This window comes from Limnohabitans sp. Hippo3 (genome assembly GCF_003063665.1).
Classification (GTDB): domain Bacteria; phylum Pseudomonadota; class Gammaproteobacteria; order Burkholderiales; family Burkholderiaceae_C; genus Limnohabitans_A.
In genome coordinates this window covers 85,916-105,382 of record NZ_NESF01000002.1, presented here as the reverse complement: position 1 = coordinate 105,382, position 19,467 = coordinate 85,916, and the positions used below count along the sequence as shown (strand labels likewise).

Here is a 19,467-nt window from a genome sequence, read left to right as displayed (position 1 = left end):
GCCTTTGAAGGGTGTCGCTGGCGACACCCTGCCATGCAGCCCCGCCATCGGAGGATGCCGGGGTATGCAAGTTGAAAGTGAACACGTTGCTTTGTCTCAAGGAATCAATATGGACCCGATGGCCGTGGCGGACAGTGCGACCCAAGCCAACATGATGGCGGTGGTCAAGCGCCAACGCTTGCAGGATTTTTTCTTCCACAAGATCACCATGGGTTTTTCTCTCCTGGTGTTGTGTGCCTTGATGGGCATCATCATTTCGCTGCTGATCAATGCCTGGCCCTCGTTTGCCAAGTTCGGTGTCGGCTTTGTCTGGCGCGTCGAATGGGACATCATCAACGGTGAGTTCGGTGCAGCGATTGCCATCTTTGGTACGGTGGTCAGTGCGCTGATTGCACTGGTGATCGCCGTGCCTTTGTCTTTTGGCATTGCCCTGTTTTTGACCGAAACCTGCCCGACCTACCTGCGCCGCCCATTGGGCACGGCCATTGAGTTGCTGGCGGCGGTGCCTTCCATCATTTACGGCATGTTCGGCTTGTTCATTTTTGCGCCTTTGTTTGCCGAATATGGCCAGCCTGCACTCCAGTCCACCTTGGGTCAGATGCCCCTGATTGGCAGTTTGTTTGGTGGTGCCATGAACGGCATTGGCATTTTGGCGGCCGGCATCATTTTGGCCTTCATGATCTTGCCCTTCATTGCCGCTGTGATGCGCGATGTGTTCGAGATCGTGCCGCCCATCCTGCGCGAGTCGGCCTATGGCCTGGGTTGCACCACCTGGGAAGTGGTGCGCAACATCGTTTTGCCCTACACCCAAAAAGGCGTGATTGGCGGCATCATGCTGGGCCTGGGCCGGGCTCTGGGCGAGACCATGGCCGTGACCTTTGTGATCGGCAATTCGCAGCGCATCAGCGCTTCGCTGTTTTCGCCAGGCACGTCGATCGCTTCGACGCTGGCCAATGAGTTTGGCGAAGCCGATGACTTCCACCTTACCACCCTGTTTGCGCTGGGCTTTTTGTTGTTCGTGATCACATTTGTGGTGTTGGCCTTGGCCAAGATCATGATCATCCGGGCCGAAAAAGCCAAAGGCACCAAGACCTGAAAGGCCTGACACCATGAATCTGACCATTTACGCACGCCGCAAGCGCGTCAACCAGATCGGCCTGACCTTGTCGATGCTGGCCATGGCCCTGGGCCTGTTTGTGCTCTTGTGGATTTTGTTTGTGCTGTTCAAGAACGGCATCTCGGCCATCAACTGGGCCATGTTCACCGAATCCACGCCAGCCCCCGGCTCCGAGGGCGGCGGCTTGGCCAATGCCATCGTGGGCAGTGTCATGATGGTGCTGGTCACCGCCCTGGTCAGCACGCCCATTGGCATTTTTGCGGGCGTGTACCTGGCCGAATACGGGGACGAAAGCAAGACCGCCGAGTTGACCCGTTTTGTCACCGACATCATGCTGTCCGCGCCCTCCATTGTGCTGGGCCTGTTTGTGTACGCCATTCTGGTGGCGCAGGTGAAGCACTTTTCGGGTTGGGCGGGCTCGCTGGCGCTGGCGCTCATTGCCATTCCGGTGGTGGTGCGCACCACCGAAAATATGCTGCGCCTGGTGCCAGGCAGTCTGCGTGAAGCCGCTTTTGCACTCGGCGCACCGCGCTGGAAAGTCGCGACCTTCGTGACTTTGCGTGCCGCCAAAGCAGGCGTGATGACCGGTTTGCTGCTGGCGCTGGCCCGCATCAGCGGTGAAACCGCACCGCTGTTGTTCACCGCCTTGAACAACCAGTTCTTCTCGTGGGACATGAACTCGCCCATGGCAAACTTGCCTGTGGTGATTTTCCAGTTCGCCATGAGCCCCTATGACAACTGGGTCCGACTGGCCTGGGGTGGCGCACTGCTGATCACCCTGACGGTGCTGGTCCTGAACATTTTGGCCCGCGTGTTCTTCCGCGAAAAAGTCAAAGCCTGATTGAAAGACAAGGTTTCCTATGCCCAATACCGCTTCTGTGCCACTCAAAAATGCCATTGAAATCCGCGACCTCAGCTTTTTCTATGGCACCTTCAAGGGCCTGAAAAACGTCAACCTCAACATCGCCGAGCACAAGGTAACCGCCTTCATCGGGCCTTCGGGTTGCGGCAAGTCCACGCTGCTGCGCACGCTCAACCGCATGTACAGCCTGTACCCTGGTCAGCGCGCTGAGGGTCAGATCAACTTTTATGGCCAGAACATTCTGGACCCCAAACAGGATTTGAACTTGCTGCGTGCCCAGGTGGGCATGGTGTTCCAGAAACCGACACCGTTCCCGATGTCGATCTACGACAACATCGCTTTCGGCATTCGCTTGTATGAAAACCTCAGCCGTGCCGACATGGACGAGCGCGTCGAGTGGGCCTTGACCAAGGCGGCCATCTGGAACGAGGTGAAGGACAAGCTCGGCCAAAGCGGTTTGTCGCTGTCCGGTGGCCAGCAGCAGCGCCTATGCATCGCACGCACCGTGGCGGTCAAGCCCAAGGTCATTTTGCTGGACGAGCCCACCTCGGCGCTCGATCCGATCTCGACTGCCAAGGTCGAAGAGCTGGTCAGTGAGTTGAAGAAGGACTACACCGTGGCCATCGTCACGCACAACATGCAGCAAGCGGCCCGTGTGTCCGACTTCACGGCTTACATGTACCTGGGCGAGTTGGTCGAATTCGGGCAGACCGAGCAGATCTTCATGAAGCCCGCCCGCCAAGAGACCGAAGACTACATCACTGGCCGTTTCGGCTGATCAGGAGCACACCATGGAAAAACACATTTCAAGTCAGTTCGATGCGGACCTGACCAGCGTCTCTTCCCGCGTTCTGGAGCTGGGTGGCCTGGTGGAGTCGCAGACCCGCCACGCGGTCTATGCCTTGGCCCAGTTCAGTCTGGAAGTGGCCAACCAGGTCATTGCCACCGAAAAACAAGTCAACAGCTTGGAGGTCGAGATCGACGCCGAACTGGCTTCCATCATTGCCCGTCGCCAGCCCACGGCACGCGATTTGCGCTTGCTGATGGCGATCTCCAAAATCACGGCCAATCTGGAGCGTGCCGGCGATGAGGCCGAGCGCATTGCCCGCATGGTCAAACTGATCCTGGAGCAGGGCAGCCCCCGCAATTTGCCATCGTCGGAATTGCGCGTGGCGTCCGACCTGGCCTCCGGGCTGTTGCGCAAGGCCCTGGATGCGTTTGCACGGCTGGATGTGAACACGGCTTTGGTCATCCTGAAAGAGGACGACCTGATCGACGCGGAGTTCAACGGTTTTGTGCGCAAGCTGGTCACTTACATGATGGAAGACCCGCGCACCATTTCGGCCAGCTTGGACTTGCTGTTTGTGGCCAAGGCCATTGAGCGCATCGGCGACCATGCCAAAAACATCGCCGAGTTTGTGATCTACGTGGTCAAGGGTGCCGACGTGCGCCACACGGCCCTGACGGACATCGAAAAAGCGGTCCAATGAGAAGCTTGCCGAGAATTCTGATCGTCGAGGATGAAGCGTCGATTGCCGAATTGATTTCGGTGAATTTGCGACACAACGGTTTCCAGCCAGTCTGGGCGATGGACGCGGAATCGGCGCAACGTGAGCTCGATGAGATCCTGCCGGATGTCATCTTGCTCGATTGGATGCTGCCCGGCGAAAGCGGACTGACCCTGGCGCGCCGCTGGAGAGCGTCTGCAAGAACAAAGACCGTGCCCATCCTCATGCTCACAGCCCGTGGTGATGAGGCTGATCGCGTGGCCGGCCTGGACGCGGGTGCGGACGATTACATCGTCAAGCCGTTTTCACCGCGTGAATTGCTGGCGCGCATCCGTGCGGTCTTGCGTCGGCGTGTGCCCGAGTCTGCAGGTGGTGCCGTGAAGATTGGCGATCTGCAACTCGATGCCGACACCTACCGGGTGAGCTGGCAGGACAAGCCCCTGAAGGTCGGGCCGACAGAGTTCAAATTGCTGCAATACATGATGCGGCACCCAGAGCGGGTACACACCCGGGGCATGCTGCTCGACAAGGTCTGGGGCGATCATGTCTACATCGAAGAGCGTACCGTGGATGTGCACGTCAAGCGTCTGCGCGAATCGCTGGGCGATGCCGGTAGCATGATCGAGACTGTGCGGGGCGCAGGCTACCGCTTGACTGCTGCACCTGCAGCGTGAGCGATGTGGGTTCCTGTTCTTGAAATCCTGATGCTGGTGCTGCTGGCGGCAGCGCCTGCCTGGTTCTGGGGTGGGCCGCTTTGGGCGGCACTCGCGGCATGCGCCTTGTTGCTGTGGATTCTGCTTCAACAAATTTGGAAAATCCGGCGGCTGGAGCTGTGGTTGTCTCAGCCCGATTGGCGCACTGAATTGCCCTGGAAGGGTGTGTGGGCAGAAATTGCGCAGCGCATCCAGCGTCAATTGCGTCAGAACGACAAACTGTTGCTCACCAGCGAACAGCGCCTGCAGTATTTTCTCCAGGCCATTCAGGCTTCTCCCAACGGCGTGACCTTGCTTGACGCCGAGGGCCGCATTGAATGGTGCAATACCACGGCCAGCAACCACCTTGGACTGGACCCCAAGCGCGATGTCAAACAGCACATTGTTCATCTGTTGCGTGATCCGGTCTTTTCCAAGTATTTTGCGCAAGGCCAGCACGATGCAGAAGTCATCATCGATGGTCGGTCCAACTCGCTGATTCAAGCACCGAAGCTCTCAGTTCAGCTGCATGCCTATGGTGAGGCGCAGCTTTTGTTGCTCAGTCGGGACATCACCTCGGTGACCTTGGCCGATGCCATGCGCCGCGATTTTGTGGCCAATGTGTCGCACGAAATTCGCACGCCCTTGACCGTGTTGAGTGGATTTGTGGAAACGCTGCAAACCATTCCTCTGAATGAGCAAGAGCGCCTGAATTACTTGCATCTGATGTCGGTGCAGGCCGCGCGCATGCAAAGCCTGGTGGCGGATTTGTTGACCCTGTCACAACTGGAAGGCAGCTCGCCGCCAGGTAACCACGAGCAGGTGCCTTTGCCAGAGTTGATGACGCAAGTTGCCGCCGATGCGGCGGCTTTGTCGGCGGTTCTCTCGGGTCAAGAGGGGGACGAGCGTGGTCCCGTCCATGTGCTGAATTTTGACACCCAGGCGGATTGGGCCTTGCTGGGTGTGCGCTCCGAGTTGTTCAGTGCGATCTCGAATTTGGTCAGCAATGCCGTGCGCTACACCCCTGCGGGCGGCACGGTCCATGCATCCTGGATCAGGACCCCCGAGGGCGCGACATTTTCCGTGACCGATACCGGTCCGGGCATTGCCCCTGAACATTTGCCGCGACTTTCTGAGCGCTTTTACAGGGTCGACCGCAGCCGCTCACGCGAGACGGGTGGCACAGGTTTGGGCTTGGCCATTGCCAAGCATGTGGTGCAACGCCATGGGGGTGAGTTGCGCATTGAAAGCCAGGTGGGCAAAGGCTCCAAGTTCATGCTGACTTTCCCGGCCAGTCGGGTGGTGCCTTTGAAGGATTGACGGCGGGCATCGCCGTTTGGCAGGCCGTATGGGTTTGTCGCGCAGGGGTGCCCCAGCGGTATGGCTTAAGAGTCGCTTCAGGTAAGACCTTTAATCTCGAGTTTGAGACGGGATGAAAGGTCGATGCCGTGTTGAACTTCAAAAAATGGAGCTGCCTGATTACCTGGGCGCTTGCCTTCTTGGCCTGGGGCTCAGGCGCACATGCGCTGGCGGCCACGCCCGAGTCGGAACTGCAGCGCTGGCAGCAAGCCGCAGGGCAAGCGGGCGATGCGGCCAAAGGTCAGGCCTTCTTTCAGCAGCGCCATGGCGGCGAGTGGTCGTGTGCGTCCTGCCATGGACAGCCACCGACCCGCGAAGCCAAGCATGCGGCCACCGGTAAAAAGATCGCTGCTTTGGCTCCAGCCTTCAATGCCGAACGTTTGACCGACAGCGCCAAGGTCGACAAGTGGTTCAAGCGCAATTGCAAGGACGTCTTGTCGCGTGAATGCACACCCGCTGAAAAAGCCGATGTGCTGGCTTATCTGGCGGGTCTGAAATGAGCGGGCTGACGCTTTCCAAATTGACGGCTTTGTGCGCGTGGTACGGCGCGTTGTGTCTTGGCCTGACTGCGCCGGCCATGGCCGATGGACCGCTGATGCCCGCGCAGGTGCCGTCTGTTTACAAGCAGGAGTGTGCGGCTTGCCACACGGCCTACCCGCCGGGCTTGTTGCCTGCGGCGTCGTGGCGTCGCATCATGGGTGGGCTGGACCGGCATTACGGCAGTGACGCCTCTCTAGAGCCGGCCCAGGTGCAGCAAGTGTCTGCATGGCTCTTGGCCCATGCTGGTACCTACAAGCGCGTGCGCGAAGAGCCGCCACAAGACCGCATCACGCGTTCTGCCTGGTTTGCGCGCAAGCACCGCGAAATCGCGCCCGCCGTCTGGCAACGCGCCAGCATCCAGAGTGCGGCCCAGTGCAGTGCCTGCCACACCCAGGCCGAGCAAGGCCAGTTTGACGAACACCAGGTGCGAATCCCCCGTTGAACTGGGCCCCAACCGGCCGTGCAAACGGCGGGGGTTTGAACACAAGGAATTTGAAATGATGACCCATGCTTCTCTCGGTACCGCCGCCCGCACTGAGGCACCCATGCCGACCCGTCGCACGGTGGATGCGTTCACGCGTACGCTGCACGCTTTGTTGGCGATGAGTTTTTTGGGGGCCTACATCACGGCCGAGAGCGAAATTTTCAGGTTGGTGCACGTGACCCTGGGCTACACGCTGGGCGGTTTGTTGCTGGTGCGTGTGGTTTGGGGTTTGCTGGGGCCGCGCCATGCGCGACTGTCTGCGCTGCTGGGCAAGTTGCGCGGCTTGGGTGCCTGGCTGCAGGGGCTTGGTCATGGGCTTGCTAATGGGCTTGGTGGCGTGCAGGCCTCATGGCGTCAGGGTCAAAACCTGTACATGGCCTTGACGGTTGTGGCGGTGTTGCTGGCCATTGCCCCGGTGGTGTTTTCAGGCTACGTCACCTACCAAGAGTGGACGGGTGAGTGGATGGAAGAAGTGCACGAGTTTTTCGGCAACTTCATGTTGGTGGCCGTGCTGGCGCACATCGCCGGAGTGGTGGTCCTCAGCCTGCTGCGTCGACGTAATCTGGCCGCGCCCATGTTGACCGGGCGTGTGGAAGGTGCCGGGCCCGATTTGATCCGATCCAACCAGAGGTGGTGGGCTATTGTGTTGCTCGCTGCGGTTGTGTCGTTCTGGGTGTGGCAGTGGCAGGCCTCACCTCAGGGACAGGGCGAGGGTGTGGCCGCCTGGTTGCACCCTGCACCTGGCAAGGCACAATCGATGCAGAGCGACGATCATGACGATGACGATTGATTTTTCAGACCCCCATTCAGGCTGGACACATGCGCGTTTTATTGGCGGAAGATGACGAGTTGCTGGGCTCCGGCCTGAAAGCCGGTTTGCAGCAACAAGGCTTTTGGGTGGACTGGGTCCGCGACGGCGTGGCGGCTGAGCGTGAGCTGTTGGCCGGTGTGTACGAAGCCTGCGTGCTCGACCTGGGCTTGCCTCGCCAGGATGGCATGCAGTGCCTGGCGGCGGTGCGCCGCCAAAAAGTCACCACCCCGGTGTTGATTTTGACGGCGCGGGACGGCGTGCCCGACCGCATCGCCGGACTGGATGCCGGTGCCGATGACTACCTGGTCAAACCGGTGGATTTGATGGAGCTGGCCGCACGCCTGCGGGCACTGGTGCGCCGTGCCCATGGCGTCGCAGAGCCCATTCTGGAGGCCGGGGTTTTGCGCCTGGACCCGGCCTCGCGCCAGGTATGGTTGGGCGAGCGGGCGGTCGAATTGTCCTCGCGTGAGTACGAGGTGCTGCACATTTTCATGCTGCACGCGGGCCGTGTGCTGACCCGTGGACAGATCGAACAGCACCTGTACCAGTGGGGCACCGAGGTGAGCAGCAACACGGTCGAGGTTCACATTTACAACTTGCGCAAGAAGCTGCATGCGGACGTGATCGAAACCCTGCGAGGCGTGGGGTACATGCTGCCCCAGCAAGTCAAGGCATGAAAGTCTGGCGACCTTCTTCGCTTCAATGGCGGCTGACGCTTAGCCTGTTGGTGGTCACCGGGCTGGTCTGGACTTTGGTGCTGGTCATGACATGGCTCAAAACCGAGCACGAGCTCAACGAGTTGCTGGACGCCCATCTGGCGCAAACCGCAGCGGTGCTCGCGGTGCAGACCAGCGATGAGCACGACGACGACTTCACCACCGCACCGGTGCTGCACAAGTACCAGCCCCGGGTCGCCTTTCAGGTCTGGCATGAAAAAAAGCTGGTCTTTCGTTCGGCCGAGGCCCCTGTGTCGCCGTTGGCACCTTGGGACCAAACCGGCATCTCCGACCAGCGGCTCGGTGACCAAGCCTGGCGTGTCTTTGCCACACCCGGGCGCGAGCGCGATGTTCAGGTCATGGTGGCCGAGTTGCAATCGGCCCGCAACGACATCCTGAAAGCGGGCCTGAAGTCGGCCATCGTCCCCATGCTGCTGGCTTTGCCTGTTTTGGCCTTGCTGATCTGGGGGGCGATTTTCAAGTCCTTCGCGCCGCTTCGCCAGCTGAGCCAGTCGGTTTCGCAGCGCCAGGCCGATGCCCGCGAGCCTCTGAGTGAAGAGGTGTCGGCCGAAGTGCGGCCGCTGGTCAAGGCCCTGAACCGTTGGTTCGAGCAGACGGCCCAGCAAATGGATGGCGAGCGCCGTTTCACGGCCGATGCTGCACATGAGTTGCGAACACCGATTGCGGCCATTCGCATGCAGGCACAAGTGGCGCGTGGAAGCGATTCCGACAGCGATCGCCAGATGGCCCTGGATGCCGTGTTGCGAGGGTGTGACCGTGCCACACGGCTGGTGACCCAGCTCTTGCAGTTGGCCAGACTCGATGCCGATGACGCCGCGCAGGGCGCTGTGGTCAGCGATGCCGTCGCCGACACCCGGGCCCTGTTGGCGGACCTGGGTCCGCAGGCACGGGCCAAACAGCAAGTCTTGAGTCTTGACGCGCCTGCTTCCTTGCATGTGCCCATGCCGCCGGGTCTGGTGGGGGTGCTGGTGGGCAATCTGGTGGACAACGCCCAGCGCTACAGCCCGGTGGGTGCACAGATCCGTGTCCGTTGGGAAGCATCACCAACCCCATGCCTTAGTGTCGAAGACAGTGGCCCGGGTTTGAGTCCTGCCGATCTGGACCGATTGGGGGACCGTTTCTTTCGGGTCCCCGGCAATGGCGCGGATGGCAGTGGTTTGGGGTGGTCGATTGTTCGGCGCTTGGCCCAGCGCTACCGCTTGCAGGTGACGTTGGGGCACAGTCCAGACTTGGGTGGGTTGAGCGTCGTCGTGCGCTGGCCTGCCGTGCCAGCGCACAACTGAGCGGCTTGTGCGCTCAGCTTCAGCCACGGCCCTGGGGTGGGCTTGGCCTTGCGCTCATGGCCCAGTGCAAAACCGAGACGCCGATACCGCTGAGCACACCTGAAGCAACCGCGATGAGCCACGGCCATAGCGGCGGGGGCTCAAACTGAAGCGGACCTGAGAGCCAGGGCCAATGGATGGCCAAAACCAGAAATAAACCGGCCAGGGCGATCACCCCGTAGGCCACGGCGTTGGGGGTGCGCAAGCTGCGCCAGAACTGACCACCGCCTGCACGGTTGGACAGGATCAAGGCGGCATTGCCAGTGATCAGTGTGATGAACAGCATGGCGCGGATTTGCGCTTCGCTCAATTCCACAGTCAAAGCCATCGCATCCAGCACAGGTGTCCACGGTATGGACCGGAACCCCTCACCTGCGCCAGGCCAGAGCTTGGCAATGGCGTACGCCAGGGCCACACAGGCCAGCACGGCCAGTCCTTGTCCCAAGGCCAGGCCGATGGTCCGAGCGCCAAACAGGGCCGTGCGGGTATCGCGGGGTGCTTGCCGCATCACGTTGGCCGGAGCGGGCTCGTTCTCGAAGGCCAGCGAACAGGCCGGGTCGATCACCAGCTCCAGCAAAGCCACATGCAAGGGCAGCATCAGTGCAGGCCAGCCCATCAGCATGGGCACCAAGGCCATGCCTGCGATCGGAATGTGGATCGCAAAAATGTACTGCATCGACTTTTGCAGGTTGCCAAAAATGCGGCGGCCCAAACGGATGCCCCGAACGATCGAGGCGAAGTTGTCGTCCACCAGCACCAGGTCGGCGGCTTCGCGGGCGACGTCGGTGCCCCGTGCGCCCATGGCGATGCCCACGTGGGAGGCCTTCAGGGCCGGGGCGTCGTTCACGCCATCGCCCGTCATGGCCACCACCTGACCCTGGGCCTGCAGCGCCTGCACAATGCGCAGCTTCTGGTGCGGCGAGATGCGCGCACAGACGGTGACGTGGCGCAGCCGCTCGCGCAAAGCGGCGTCATCCAGGCCTTCCAGGACATCACCGGTCAGGGTTTCACCCTCGGGCAGTCCGGCTTGCCGGGCGATTTCGCGCGCTGTGGCAGGGAAGTCGCCCGTGATCACAATGACCTGAATGCCGGCCGATTGGCAGTCGGCCATGGCCTGAGGGATTTCGGGGCGCAAGGGGTCGGTCAGTCCGATCAGCCCCAGCCATTCAAAGTCAAAGTCGTGTAGGGTGTCGGGGTAGCTTTGGCCTTCAAACCGGCTGTGTGCCACCGCGAGCACGCGCAAGCCCTGTGCGGCCATGTCTGCCACGCGGGCCAGCCAGTGCGCGCGTGCACCCGGGCTCAGGTGGCACAGGTCCATGACGGCTTCGGGGGCCCCTTTGACCGAAACCACATGTGGGTCATCCGGGTCGAACTGCCAGACATGCGACATGGCTTTGAGGCTGGGGCTGAGGGCGTAGGTTTGCACCAGCTGGCCCTCGCCAAAAGTCCGATCGGCCTCGCTCAGATGGTCTTTGCCCATCGCATGGAAGGCACTCTCCATCGGGTCGAAAGGTGTAGGGGCACTGGCCAAAATGGCGTGCTCGATCAAGGGGTGAAAAGCCGCTGAGAGTGTTGCAGCGGCTGGGGCCGGCGTGGACGACGCATGGCCCAGTGTGGGTGTGTGCCATTGCAGCACCTCGCCAGGTTCTGAGCTGCCAGCCACCCGGGGCACGGCCAGTGCGGTCACGGTCATGCGGTTTTGCGTCAGGGTCCCGGTTTTGTCGGTGCACAAAACGCTGATGGCCCCCAGGGTTTCGATGGCGTTGATGTGGCGGGTGAGCACGCCTTCACGCGTCAGGCGACGCGCACCCATGGCCGGAAACAGTGTGAGGACCACGGAATACTCTTCGGGCAGGATGGCCATGGCCAGCGCGATGCCCGACAGCAAGGCGGGCACCCATTGACCGGTGCGCCATACCAGGGTCAGCACCATCACCACGCACAGCACCGCCACCAGACTGGCCAGCACCTTGACCAATCGGGCGGTCTGTTGTTGCAAGGGGGTGTCGGCTTCTTGTACCTGGCCCAATGACAGACCAATTTGTCCGATCTGGCTGCGCATGCCGGTGGCCGTGACCCGCACCTGGCCGCTGCCGCGCACAACAAACGTGCCGCCATGCACGCAGGCCTGGGGTGGCGGCTTGGGCATTGGCGACCCAGTGCCGCCTGGCTGTGGCTCCAGCGGGCTTTTGTCCACAGCCACCGATTCGCCCGTCAACAGGGATTCGTCCATTTGCAGGTTGCTGGCCTGCAGCAACCAGCCGTCTGCGGCCACCCGGTCGCCTTCTGACAGCAGCAAGCAGTCGCCTGCCACGACGTCGCTGGCGGGGATCAGCTGTGTTTGACCGTCCCGCAGCACGCGGGCCTGCGCTTGTGTGAGCTGGCGCAGGGCCTCGATGGCGGCTTCGGATTTCCCCTCCTGGTAAAAGCTGAGCACCAGCACGGCCAAGACAAAGACCGACAGCGTCAGACCTTCGGTCAGGTCGCCCAGCAGCATGTAGAGCAGGGCTGCCGCGACCAGCAAGGCGAACATGGGTTGGCGCAGCATGTCGGCCAGGCGTCGCCAAACGGAGCGACGCGTGCCCTGCGCCACTTCGTTCGGGCCATCCGCGGCCAGCCGCACTTGGGCTTGGGCTGTGGTCAAGCCTGGTGCGGTGTTAAGGTGATCGGGTGGATGATCGATTGCCATGGTCATCGCTCAGTTTGCGGGTGCTCATACGGGCGCGTTTTGACGCAAGTCAAGTGAAGCCGATGGCCTCGCCCTTTGTCCATCTGCGTTCGCCCAAGGAGGCCCCATGAACCCCAAAATTCAGGAATTTCTGGACCGCATTCAGCAGCTGGAAGCGGCCATTGAGCAAGAAGCCAAAAGCCGCCGACAACAGCGGCAAGCCGATTTTGAAGAACACAAGGTGCGCTTTGAAAAAGAGGTGCTGGCGCAGCAAAAGCGCTTCAAGGAGGGCTTGCTCGGTTATGTGCTCACGGCCGAGTGGCGGCATGTGTTGTGTGTGCCCTTCATTTACCCGGTGCTCTTGCCCATGCTGCTGCTTGACGCGTTTGTCACGCTCTACCAATGGGTGTGCTTTCCTCTGTGCGGCATTCCCCGCGTCAAGCGCTCGGATTATTTTGTGTACGATCGCACACACTTGGCCTATTTGAACTGGCTGGAAAAAATCAACTGCGCCTACTGCTCGTATGGCAATGGCTTGATGGCCTATGGCCGTGAGGTGGTGGGATTGACCGAAAAATACTGGTGCCCGATCAAGCACGCACGCCGCATGATGCAAACGCATGCGCACTACCATGGCTTTGCCGATTACGGCGACGCTGAAAACTACCGCGCCGAATTGGCCCGTTTGCGGGCCGAACTGATGCAGATGCGCACGGACGCTTCGAACTCAGACCTCTGATGCCGCAGCAGTTGCGGGTGGCCTGAGGAACGACATCGGTTGTGTGCGGATGCGTTGCACGATGGCTTGGCGGATGCGCCCCCGGTTGGCCATGCTCACACTTTGTGAGGTCAAGGCCACGCGGAAGGCCAGGTAAAAACTCACGCCCAGGTTGAGCGGCCCGATCACCAGCAAACCCGCCAAGGCCCAGCTGAAGGCCGGTGTGCCGAGCGCGGGCAGGCCCAGCGTGAACGCTGCCGCAGCGATTTGACCGGCCGAGAGGGTCACGTGCCGGACGTCCAGACCCAGTCCAAAAAATTGGGCAATGACCGGCACCAGCCCGAGCATCAAGCCCAGCGAGATGTTGGCGGCCAGGCCTGAAACATGGCTTTGCAGATACAGACCCAAGCGCTCTGCCCGCTGCACCCCGATCCAGCGGCGCAGACGCGGGTGGTAGCGCAAAGCCGAGCCCAGCTGGTGCAGCACAAAAGCGTTTTCCACCCAGCCTGCGACGATGCTGGAGACAAACAGCAGCACGCCTGTGAAGGCGGCGAACAAGGCTGTGGGGCCCAGCAAACTGACCGAGGACAACACATACCGGGCTTCGGCCTCGTTGGCCATGGGGGCCAGTCCGAGTTGGGACAGCGCCAGGCAAATCAGCAACACCATCGGCACCACAGCCAGCAGGTTGCCCAAAATGGCCGCAATCTGGGACCGGAACAGGTGAGCCACCTCGTCCACAAAGCCTTGCACGCCCTCGTCGTTGTCGATGGATTTGAGTTTGGCGGCCATGGCAGGCGCTGTCACGGCCGGTTGTTTTGTGGCCACGGTCCAGTGCAGCAGCATGACCAGCACAAACGACGCCGCATAGTTGGTGCCTGCGGCCAGCCCTGCCCAGAAAGGGGAGAGGGCCAGACCCACGATCGCGAATTTGGCCCAGGTGGTCAGGCCGATGACCGCGCCACCGCCCAGGGCCTTGCCCAGCATGCGTCGGTATTCCACAGCGTTGCGGGTGATGTAGTGCTCACCGTTTTCAGCGCTGCGCTGCGCCACTTTTTCGGCCAGCATGTGGCTGTTGGCTGCCCACAGGCTGCGGATGCTGCGGCTGTCGTGGCAGACCTGCGCCAGGTGCGCCAGCAAAGCCAGCATGGCCGGGATGGGTTCGTGCGTGAGCAAGGCTTCCATCAGGTATTTGCAGCGGATCACCAGATGCCGCAACTGCCGCAGCCGGAACACGATGCCCACCGAAATGCCGTGTTCCTGCAGATGGGCATACACGGTGTAGGCCGCATGCCTGCAATGGTCCAGTTGCAGCTTGAGGGCTTGTGCGGCCGTTTGGCAGGCTTGACTGTGCGGGCCGTGTTGCTGCAAGGCCTGGCGAAACACCTCCAGCGCCATGGGCAGATCGTGAAACGGCCGGGTGTTCTCGTCCCGGCTGCTCATGCGGGTGCGGATTTCGGCCGAGTGGCCGGTGGCATTGATCTGGCCCACGCAATAGGTCAGCGCGTCCATCAGATTCTCTTGCAATGCCGGCGGGGCTTGCGCAGGGGCCTGGGGCAGCATCAGCCGCGTCAAACCGCCCAGCGTGTGCTCGTCCAGGGCTTGCAGCCATTGCACATCAAAAGGTTCTGGCTGCAGAAACAGGAACAGTGAACCCAGATCGCCTGTATCGGGGGTGGCGGGCAACAGCTTCATGCGCAGGCGCTGGCCCATGTCGCTGATGAACGCCGTGCGCGGTGCAAAACCCAAGTCGGCCAGCAAAGGCGTGGGATCGGTGTCGTCCAGAAACGCCCACCACCAGCTTTGCCAGGCGGCCGTCAAGTCGGGGCGGGCCAGCAAAGCGTCGACCAGCAGGCCCAGCCGGGCCGCCGCTTCCCCGGGCGATTGCCGGTCACCACGCACCCACTGGACCACATCGTTGAGCCACAGGTGACGGTCGACCCTGTGGGGCAGTTGCATCAGTTGTTGTGTCAGGCTCAGCAGGGTCGGTGGAGAGGGCATGCGGTAAAGGGGTTGTGGTTGTCGTTTTTCACCATACCGCAAAGTGGTGTCTCTTCGTCGACAGCCCGGGTTTTGCAAGGTGAATAAAGTAACCGAATGAAAACATTTCAAACATTGGCCGATCTGGCCGCTTGCGTGGGCCAGGATGTGGCCGCGACCGAGTGGGTGACCATCACCCAGCAACAGGTCAAGCAGTTTGCCGAAGCCACGGGTGATCACCAGTGGATCCACGTCGATGTGGAGCGGGCCAAGCAGGGCCCATTTGGCGCGCCCATTGCGCACGGCTTCCTGACCTTGTCCCTGTTGTCGCAGTTCTTTGACAAAACCATTGTGGTTTCGTCGGCCCGCATGGGGGTCAACTATGGCCTGAACAAGGTGCGTTTCATGGCGCCGGTGCCGGTGGGCAGCCGTTTGCGCGCGCACCTGCATTTGTACTCGGCCACGCCCATTGAAGGCAATGGCTTGCAGCTGCAGTGGAATGTGACGGTGGAGCGCGAAGGCAGCGACAAACCAGTGTGTGCGGCCGAGTCGCTGGTGCGCATTTACGCCTGAGTCGGCAGGCCCGGTGCCGGGCTGGCCCCGGCAAAGCCGTTTTGCCGCCAGGCTTCGAACACGGTCACCGCCACCGCGTTCGACAGGTTCAGGCTGCGCTGGCCCTCGCGCATGGGCAGTTTGATGCGCTGGGCTGGGCCGAACTGTTCACGCAGCTCGGGTGACAGGCCCCGGGTTTCCGAGCCAAAGACCAGCCAGTCGCCGGGTGCAAAAGCCACGCCGTGCGCAGCGCGGCTGCCGCGTGTGGTCAGGGCAAACATGCGCTCGGGGTCGGGTTGTTCGTGTGCCAGAAAACTGGCCCAGTCGGCGTGGCGGCGCAAGTCGGCGTACTCGTGGTAGTCCAGACCCGCACGGCGCATGTGCTTGTCGTCCATCGAAAAGCCCAGCGGCTCGATCAGGTGCAGTGTGCAGCCGGTGTTGGCCGCCAGGCGGATGACGTTGCCGGTGTTCGGCGGGATTTCGGGCTCAACCAGGACGATATGGAACATGGCCGGTATTGTGCCTTGGCCTTCAGACGTCGCTGCCTGCTTCGGTGCGTGCCAGCACCAGGGCGCTGACCTGCGCAGCCCCGGCTTCGCGCAGCACCCGGGCTGCGGTGTGCAGGGAGGCGCCGCTGGTCATGACGTCGTCGATCAGCAGCACTTTTTTGCCGCGCAGTTGTGCGGCCCGCAAGGGCTCTACCGCGAAAGCGCCCACCAGATTGGCCAGCCGCTGCGCACGGGGCAGGGTGCGCTGCGAAGGCGTGTCGCGGGTGCGCAGCAGCAATTGGGCGTCGGCTTTGTAGGGGCTGAGCTGGCGTGCCAGCAGCCAGGACTGGTTGTAACCGCGCTCGGCCAGGCGCTGGGCCGACAGCGGAATCGGCAGGACCCAGTCGGCCGCGTCCAGCGTGTCTTCGGCCCAGGGGGTGCTCAACATCAGGGTGGCCAAAGGTCCGGCCCAGCCAGGTTGCTGCTGAAACTTGTAGCGGGCGATCAGGTCCACCCAGGGCCAGGCATAGGCGGTGGCTGCCAGACACCGGTCCAGTGGCGGCGGGGTTTGGATGCAGGCGCCGCAGCGCTCGCTGGGGTGGGGCAAGGGCAGGGCGCAGCCCGAGCAGCGGTGTTGTGGCTGGGCAAAGCGGCTGATGCAGGCTTCGCACAGCGGTGACTGGGGCCAGCTTTGGCAAATGGCGCAGCGGCTGGGCAGCCAGCCCCAAACAGGGTCGAGGTGCGGCGACCTGAACTTTGAGCCTATCCCTTGAAACCATTTGGGCCACATGAAATCAATATACTGCCGCCACCCCCTGACCACAAGGCGAACCTGTCGTTGGCCTGAAGCAGGACCTCATCTTTTGAGCCTTGGCCATGTCTGCACCTGAACGCCCCCCCTCGCTGGACCCTGTTGCCGCTGCCCGCTGGTCGGTGCATCCGGTGGGCAAGGCTTCGCCTTGGCTGCACGAAGAAGTGGCTTCTCGCATGCAGGAGCGGCTGGATTTCATCAAGTTGCAGCCCGAGCGCTGGGTCCATTGGGAGCCTTGGCGCGGTGGGCTGCAGGCGCAGCGGGCTTTGCAAAAGCGTTACCCGAAAGCCGAAGTCTGGTTGACCAGCGAACAGCCAGCTGAGGCCATGACCGCGCGAGAGGTGGCGCAGGCCCGTTGGTGGCAGGCCGAGCGTTGGCTTGGGCCCCGCATCGCGCTGGGCTTGCCGCCAGCAGGCCAGGCCCAGATGCTGTGGGCCAACATGCTGCTGCACACCTGTGCCCAACCTCAACAAATTCTGAAAATTTGGCACAACACCCTGGCTGTGGATGGCTTTTTGATGTTTTCTTGTTTGGGGCCTGACAGCTTGAGGGAATTGCGCGAGGCCTATGCCCGTCAGGGCTGGCCCGCACCTGCCCATGAATTCACCGACATGCACGACTGGGGTGACATGCTGGTGGAGGCTGGTTTTGCCGAACCGGTCATGGACATGGAGCGGATCACCCTGACTTATGAAACGCCTGAGCGCCTGCTGGCCGATTTGCGTGCCTGGGGCCGAAATTTGCACGTCCAGCGTTTTGCAGGTCTGCGAGGGCGTCGCTGGCGAGCGCAGCTGGATCAGGTGCTGATGGCACTGGCCAGACCTGAAGAGGGCGGGCGTTTGTCGCTCAGTTTCGAGATCGTGTATGGCCATGCGCTGAAACCCCAGCCACGAGCCGCTGTGAGTGCCCAAACCGAAATCGGCTTGGATCAGATGCGTCAAATGCTGCGCAGTGGCAGCCGGATATCCGACAAAGTTTGAGTTGAATCAAAACCCCGAGTTAACTCGGGTAAAATCCGCCCGGTTTTGGCCAGATTGCGTGCCGCCAGCATGTTAGGTTATTGAAAGTTGACGCGTGTCAAATCCAACTTACCAGTTTGCACAAGAGTCCGGACCGGCCATTCAATGGCAGCTTCGGCGCAATTGCTCGGTGACGCCCGCCCAGCTGGGTTGGCTTTACCTGTCCTTGTGTGCCTTGTCGCTGGGCATTGGGGTGTTCTTCTGGATGCAGGGGGCCACTTTGGTTCTGGCTTTCGCTGGGCTTGAAATCGCGCTGGTGGGCTTGGCTTTTTTGGCCTACGCCCGGCATGCGACCGATGGCGAATGGATTTCATTGCAGGGCACCAGCCTGGTGGTGGAGAAAGAGTCTGCCGGACGCCGTGAGCGTGCTGAGTTTGCGCGTCAATGGGTGAGGGTTGAGCCCAAATCCGGTGACCACAGCCTGATCGAGTTGTCAGGCCAGGGTCGCTCGATCGAGGTGGGGCGCTTTGTGCGCCCCGAGCTGCGTCAGGTTTTGGCGCGAGAAATCAGAAGGGCATTGCGTTCCGCGTGATGCCTGGCGGTAGACAGGGCTGGGCCTGGTTTGCCAAAGGTGTGAGTTCAACAGAGTCTTGGAAGTTAGTGAGAACCATGAAGAATATTTCCAACCAATTGGCTTCGCTGCTATCCCGCGCGGGCATTTTTGCAGGCGCTTGGGTGGCTACGGCAGCCCATGCCGTCAATGATTTGCCGGGCGGCCCTGCGGTCAACCAGCTCAACTTCGCACCTGCAGCGACCAAAATCGCGGAAGAGCAGCACTGGCTGCACTGGATGATGTTGATCATCTGCACGGTGATCTTCATTGCCGTGTTTGCGGTCATGTTCTATTCCATCTGGAAGCACCGCAAGTCGGTGGGTCACAAACCTGCGACCTTCACCGAGTCCATCACCGTGGAGGTCGTCTGGACGGCTGTGCCTTTCCTGATCGTGATCCTGATGGCCTTGCCCGCCACCAAAGTGCTGGTGGCCCAGAAAGACACCACCAACGCCGACCTGACCGTGAAGGTCACGGGCTACCAGTGGAAATGGGGCTATGACTACATCAAGGGCCAGGGCGAAGGCCTGAGCTACATCTCCACCCTGGACTCCACCCAGCGTGCCATGTCTGACGCGGGCAAGCCAGAAGGCGACAACTACCTGTTGAAAGTGGACAACCCCTTGGTGGTGCCTGTGGGTCAGAAAGTGCGCGTGATCACCACCGCCAACGACGTGATCCATGCTTTTGCCGTGCCTGCTTTCGGCATCAAGCAAGACGCGATTCCCGGTTTCGTGCGCGACACCTGGTTCCGTGCCGAGAAGACCGGTGATTTCTACGGCCAGTGCCAGGAACTGTGCGGCAAGGAACACGCTTACATGCCCATCCATGTGAAAGTATTGTCTGCTGCCGATTACGCGGCCTGGGTTGACACCGAGAAGAAAAAGCAAGCGGCCAAAGCTGACGATCCAGCCAAAGTGTGGGCACTGGACGACTTGTCCAAGCGTGGTGAAAAAGTGTATGCCGCCAATTGCGCTGCTTGCCACCAAGCCAACGGCAAAGGTGCGGGTGCCATCAAGGCCATCGACGGTTCTGCCGTGGTGCTGGACGCTGACAAATCCAAGCAAATTGCGATTTTGCTCAACGGCCAGAACAACGGTGCCATGCCTGCCTGGAAGCAGTTGTCGGACACCGAGATTGCCGCTGTGATCACGTACACCAAGAACAACTGGTCCAACAAGACCGGTCAAATCGTGCAACCGGCTGAAGTTCTGGCCGCTCGCAAATAAGCCGTACCGTATTCAAA

Annotated in this window: 20 protein-coding genes; 16 read left to right on the top strand and 4 right to left on the bottom strand. The window is 61.3% G+C overall.

Annotated features, from left to right (window positions below; translation table 11 throughout):
• Positions 1-118 precede the first annotated feature (118 nt).
• From pstC to B9Z34_RS04875, 11 genes are all read left to right on the top strand, one after another.
• Positions 119-1,096, top strand: coding sequence for a phosphate ABC transporter permease subunit PstC (pstC, locus tag B9Z34_RS04925; RefSeq protein WP_369907585.1), 978 nt, complete (start codon positions 119-121; stop codon positions 1,094-1,096).
• Positions 1,097-1,109: 13 nt separating this feature from the next.
• A complete protein-coding gene (pstA, locus tag B9Z34_RS04920; protein ID WP_108426998.1) occupies positions 1,110-1,958 on the top strand; it encodes a phosphate ABC transporter permease PstA in 849 nt (282 codons plus the stop codon).
• Between the two features lie 19 nt (positions 1,959-1,977).
• Entirely contained in the window at positions 1,978-2,757 is a 780-nt protein-coding gene (gene pstB, locus B9Z34_RS04915) for a phosphate ABC transporter ATP-binding protein PstB (RefSeq protein ID WP_108426997.1), read from the top strand.
• Between the two features lie 13 nt (positions 2,758-2,770).
• The gene (gene phoU / locus B9Z34_RS04910) at positions 2,771-3,469 is read left to right on the top strand and encodes a phosphate signaling complex protein PhoU (RefSeq protein WP_108426996.1); all 699 of its coding nucleotides are present in this window, start codon (positions 2,771-2,773) and stop codon (positions 3,467-3,469) included.
• A complete protein-coding gene (gene phoB, locus B9Z34_RS04905; RefSeq protein WP_108426995.1) occupies positions 3,466-4,161 on the top strand; it encodes a phosphate regulon transcriptional regulator PhoB in 696 nt (231 codons plus the stop codon). Before phoU ends, phoB begins: the two co-directional genes overlap by 4 nt.
• Before the next feature lie 3 nt (positions 4,162-4,164).
• Positions 4,165-5,499, top strand: coding sequence for a phosphate regulon sensor histidine kinase PhoR (gene phoR / locus B9Z34_RS04900; protein ID WP_108426994.1), 1,335 nt, complete (start codon positions 4,165-4,167; stop codon positions 5,497-5,499).
• Positions 5,500-5,630: 131 nt separating this feature from the next.
• On the top strand, positions 5,631-6,038 hold the full coding sequence (locus B9Z34_RS04895) for a DUF1924 domain-containing protein (protein ID WP_369907577.1): 408 nt from the start codon (positions 5,631-5,633) through the stop codon (positions 6,036-6,038).
• On the top strand, positions 6,035-6,520 hold the full coding sequence (locus B9Z34_RS04890; protein ID WP_108426992.1) for a diheme cytochrome c: 486 nt from the start codon (positions 6,035-6,037) through the stop codon (positions 6,518-6,520). Before B9Z34_RS04895 ends, B9Z34_RS04890 begins: the two co-directional genes overlap by 4 nt.
• Before the next feature lie 58 nt (positions 6,521-6,578).
• The gene (locus B9Z34_RS04885) at positions 6,579-7,352 is read left to right on the top strand and encodes a cytochrome b/b6 domain-containing protein (RefSeq protein ID WP_233249415.1); all 774 of its coding nucleotides are present in this window, start codon (positions 6,579-6,581) and stop codon (positions 7,350-7,352) included.
• Positions 7,353-7,381: 29 nt separating this feature from the next.
• Positions 7,382-8,050 (top strand): winged helix-turn-helix domain-containing protein, encoded by a 669-nt coding sequence (locus tag B9Z34_RS04880; protein ID WP_108426990.1) that lies wholly within the window; start codon positions 7,382-7,384, stop codon positions 8,048-8,050.
• On the top strand, positions 8,047-9,393 hold the full coding sequence (locus tag B9Z34_RS04875; RefSeq protein WP_108426989.1) for an ATP-binding protein: 1,347 nt from the start codon (positions 8,047-8,049) through the stop codon (positions 9,391-9,393). Before B9Z34_RS04880 ends, B9Z34_RS04875 begins: the two co-directional genes overlap by 4 nt.
• A 19-nt stretch (positions 9,394-9,412) precedes the next feature.
• Here B9Z34_RS04875 and B9Z34_RS04870 read toward each other — a convergent pair whose 3' ends face one another.
• The gene (locus B9Z34_RS04870) at positions 9,413-12,121 is read right to left on the bottom strand and encodes a cation-translocating P-type ATPase (protein ID WP_108427155.1); all 2,709 of its coding nucleotides are present in this window, start codon (positions 12,119-12,121) and stop codon (positions 9,413-9,415) included.
• Positions 12,122-12,227: 106 nt separating this feature from the next.
• On the opposite strand from B9Z34_RS04870, the gene B9Z34_RS04865 reads away from it, so the two are divergent.
• Positions 12,228-12,839, top strand: coding sequence for a hypothetical protein (locus B9Z34_RS04865; protein ID WP_108426988.1), 612 nt, complete (start codon positions 12,228-12,230; stop codon positions 12,837-12,839).
• On the opposite strand, the gene B9Z34_RS04860 is transcribed toward B9Z34_RS04865, so the two are convergent.
• The gene (locus B9Z34_RS04860) at positions 12,828-14,819 is read right to left on the bottom strand and encodes a site-specific recombinase (protein ID WP_108426987.1); all 1,992 of its coding nucleotides are present in this window, start codon (positions 14,817-14,819) and stop codon (positions 12,828-12,830) included. The genes B9Z34_RS04865 and B9Z34_RS04860 overlap by 12 nt on opposite strands.
• A 96-nt stretch (positions 14,820-14,915) precedes the next feature.
• Between B9Z34_RS04860 and B9Z34_RS04855 the strand changes: the two genes are divergently transcribed.
• Positions 14,916-15,371 carry a MaoC family dehydratase gene (locus B9Z34_RS04855; protein ID WP_108426986.1) on the top strand — a complete coding sequence of 152 codons (456 nt, stop codon included), beginning with the start codon at positions 14,916-14,918 and terminating at the stop codon, positions 15,369-15,371.
• Here the strand turns inward: B9Z34_RS04855 and trmL are convergent.
• Positions 15,362-15,859: a tRNA (uridine(34)/cytosine(34)/5-carboxymethylaminomethyluridine(34)-2'-O)-methyltransferase TrmL gene (trmL, locus tag B9Z34_RS04850; RefSeq protein ID WP_108426985.1), complete on the bottom strand. Its 498-nt coding sequence runs from the start codon at positions 15,857-15,859 to the stop codon at positions 15,362-15,364. The genes B9Z34_RS04855 and trmL overlap by 10 nt on opposite strands.
• Positions 15,860-15,881: 22 nt before the next feature.
• Positions 15,882-16,628: a ComF family protein gene (locus tag B9Z34_RS04845; RefSeq protein WP_108426984.1), complete on the bottom strand. Its 747-nt coding sequence runs from the start codon at positions 16,626-16,628 to the stop codon at positions 15,882-15,884.
• An 86-nt stretch (positions 16,629-16,714) separates the two neighbouring features.
• On the opposite strand from B9Z34_RS04845, the gene B9Z34_RS04840 reads away from it, so the two are divergent.
• The 3 genes from B9Z34_RS04840 to coxB all read left to right on the top strand — a co-directional run bounded on the left by B9Z34_RS04840 (position 16,715) and on the right by coxB (position 19,450).
• On the top strand, positions 16,715-17,629 hold the full coding sequence (locus tag B9Z34_RS04840) for a biotin synthase (protein ID WP_108426983.1): 915 nt from the start codon (positions 16,715-16,717) through the stop codon (positions 17,627-17,629).
• A gap of 94 nt (positions 17,630-17,723) precedes the next feature.
• The gene (locus B9Z34_RS04835) at positions 17,724-18,200 is read left to right on the top strand and encodes a DUF2244 domain-containing protein (protein WP_108426982.1); all 477 of its coding nucleotides are present in this window, start codon (positions 17,724-17,726) and stop codon (positions 18,198-18,200) included.
• A 77-nt stretch (positions 18,201-18,277) separates the two neighbouring features.
• The gene (coxB, locus tag B9Z34_RS04830; RefSeq protein WP_108426981.1) at positions 18,278-19,450 is read left to right on the top strand and encodes a cytochrome c oxidase subunit II; all 1,173 of its coding nucleotides are present in this window, start codon (positions 18,278-18,280) and stop codon (positions 19,448-19,450) included.
• Positions 19,451-19,467: the final 17 nt, after the last annotated feature.

What these genes read in the sequence shown, in the direction of transcription:
- B9Z34_RS04840 (WP_108426983.1), top strand. Translation starts at nt 16,715, where the DNA reads ATGTCTGCACCTGAACGCCCCCCCTCGCTGGACCCTGTTGCCGCTGCC.
- trmL (WP_108426985.1), bottom strand. Translation starts at nt 15,859, where the DNA reads ATGTTCCATATCGTCCTGGTTGAGCCCGAAATCCCGCCGAACACCGGC.
- B9Z34_RS04890 (WP_108426992.1), top strand. Translation starts at nt 6,035, where the DNA reads ATGAGCGGGCTGACGCTTTCCAAATTGACGGCTTTGTGCGCGTGGTAC.
- pstB (WP_108426997.1), top strand. Translation starts at nt 1,978, where the DNA reads ATGCCCAATACCGCTTCTGTGCCACTCAAAAATGCCATTGAAATCCGC.
- B9Z34_RS04865 (WP_108426988.1), top strand. Translation starts at nt 12,228, where the DNA reads ATGAACCCCAAAATTCAGGAATTTCTGGACCGCATTCAGCAGCTGGAA.
- B9Z34_RS04855 (WP_108426986.1), top strand. Translation starts at nt 14,916, where the DNA reads ATGAAAACATTTCAAACATTGGCCGATCTGGCCGCTTGCGTGGGCCAG.
- B9Z34_RS04860 (WP_108426987.1), bottom strand. Translation starts at nt 14,819, where the DNA reads ATGCCCTCTCCACCGACCCTGCTGAGCCTGACACAACAACTGATGCAA.
- B9Z34_RS04885 (WP_233249415.1), top strand. Translation starts at nt 6,579, where the DNA reads ATGACCCATGCTTCTCTCGGTACCGCCGCCCGCACTGAGGCACCCATG.
- coxB (WP_108426981.1), top strand. Translation starts at nt 18,278, where the DNA reads ATGAAGAATATTTCCAACCAATTGGCTTCGCTGCTATCCCGCGCGGGC.
- phoR (WP_108426994.1), top strand. Translation starts at nt 4,165, where the DNA reads ATGTGGGTTCCTGTTCTTGAAATCCTGATGCTGGTGCTGCTGGCGGCA.
- B9Z34_RS04845 (WP_108426984.1), bottom strand. Translation starts at nt 16,628, where the DNA reads ATGTGGCCCAAATGGTTTCAAGGGATAGGCTCAAAGTTCAGGTCGCCG.
- phoB (WP_108426995.1), top strand. Translation starts at nt 3,466, where the DNA reads ATGAGAAGCTTGCCGAGAATTCTGATCGTCGAGGATGAAGCGTCGATT.
- pstC (WP_369907585.1), top strand. Translation starts at nt 119, where the DNA reads ATGGCCGTGGCGGACAGTGCGACCCAAGCCAACATGATGGCGGTGGTC.
- phoU (WP_108426996.1), top strand. Translation starts at nt 2,771, where the DNA reads ATGGAAAAACACATTTCAAGTCAGTTCGATGCGGACCTGACCAGCGTC.
- B9Z34_RS04875 (WP_108426989.1), top strand. Translation starts at nt 8,047, where the DNA reads ATGAAAGTCTGGCGACCTTCTTCGCTTCAATGGCGGCTGACGCTTAGC.
- B9Z34_RS04880 (WP_108426990.1), top strand. Translation starts at nt 7,382, where the DNA reads ATGCGCGTTTTATTGGCGGAAGATGACGAGTTGCTGGGCTCCGGCCTG.
- pstA (WP_108426998.1), top strand. Translation starts at nt 1,110, where the DNA reads ATGAATCTGACCATTTACGCACGCCGCAAGCGCGTCAACCAGATCGGC.
- B9Z34_RS04870 (WP_108427155.1), bottom strand. Translation starts at nt 12,121, where the DNA reads ATGGCAATCGATCATCCACCCGATCACCTTAACACCGCACCAGGCTTG.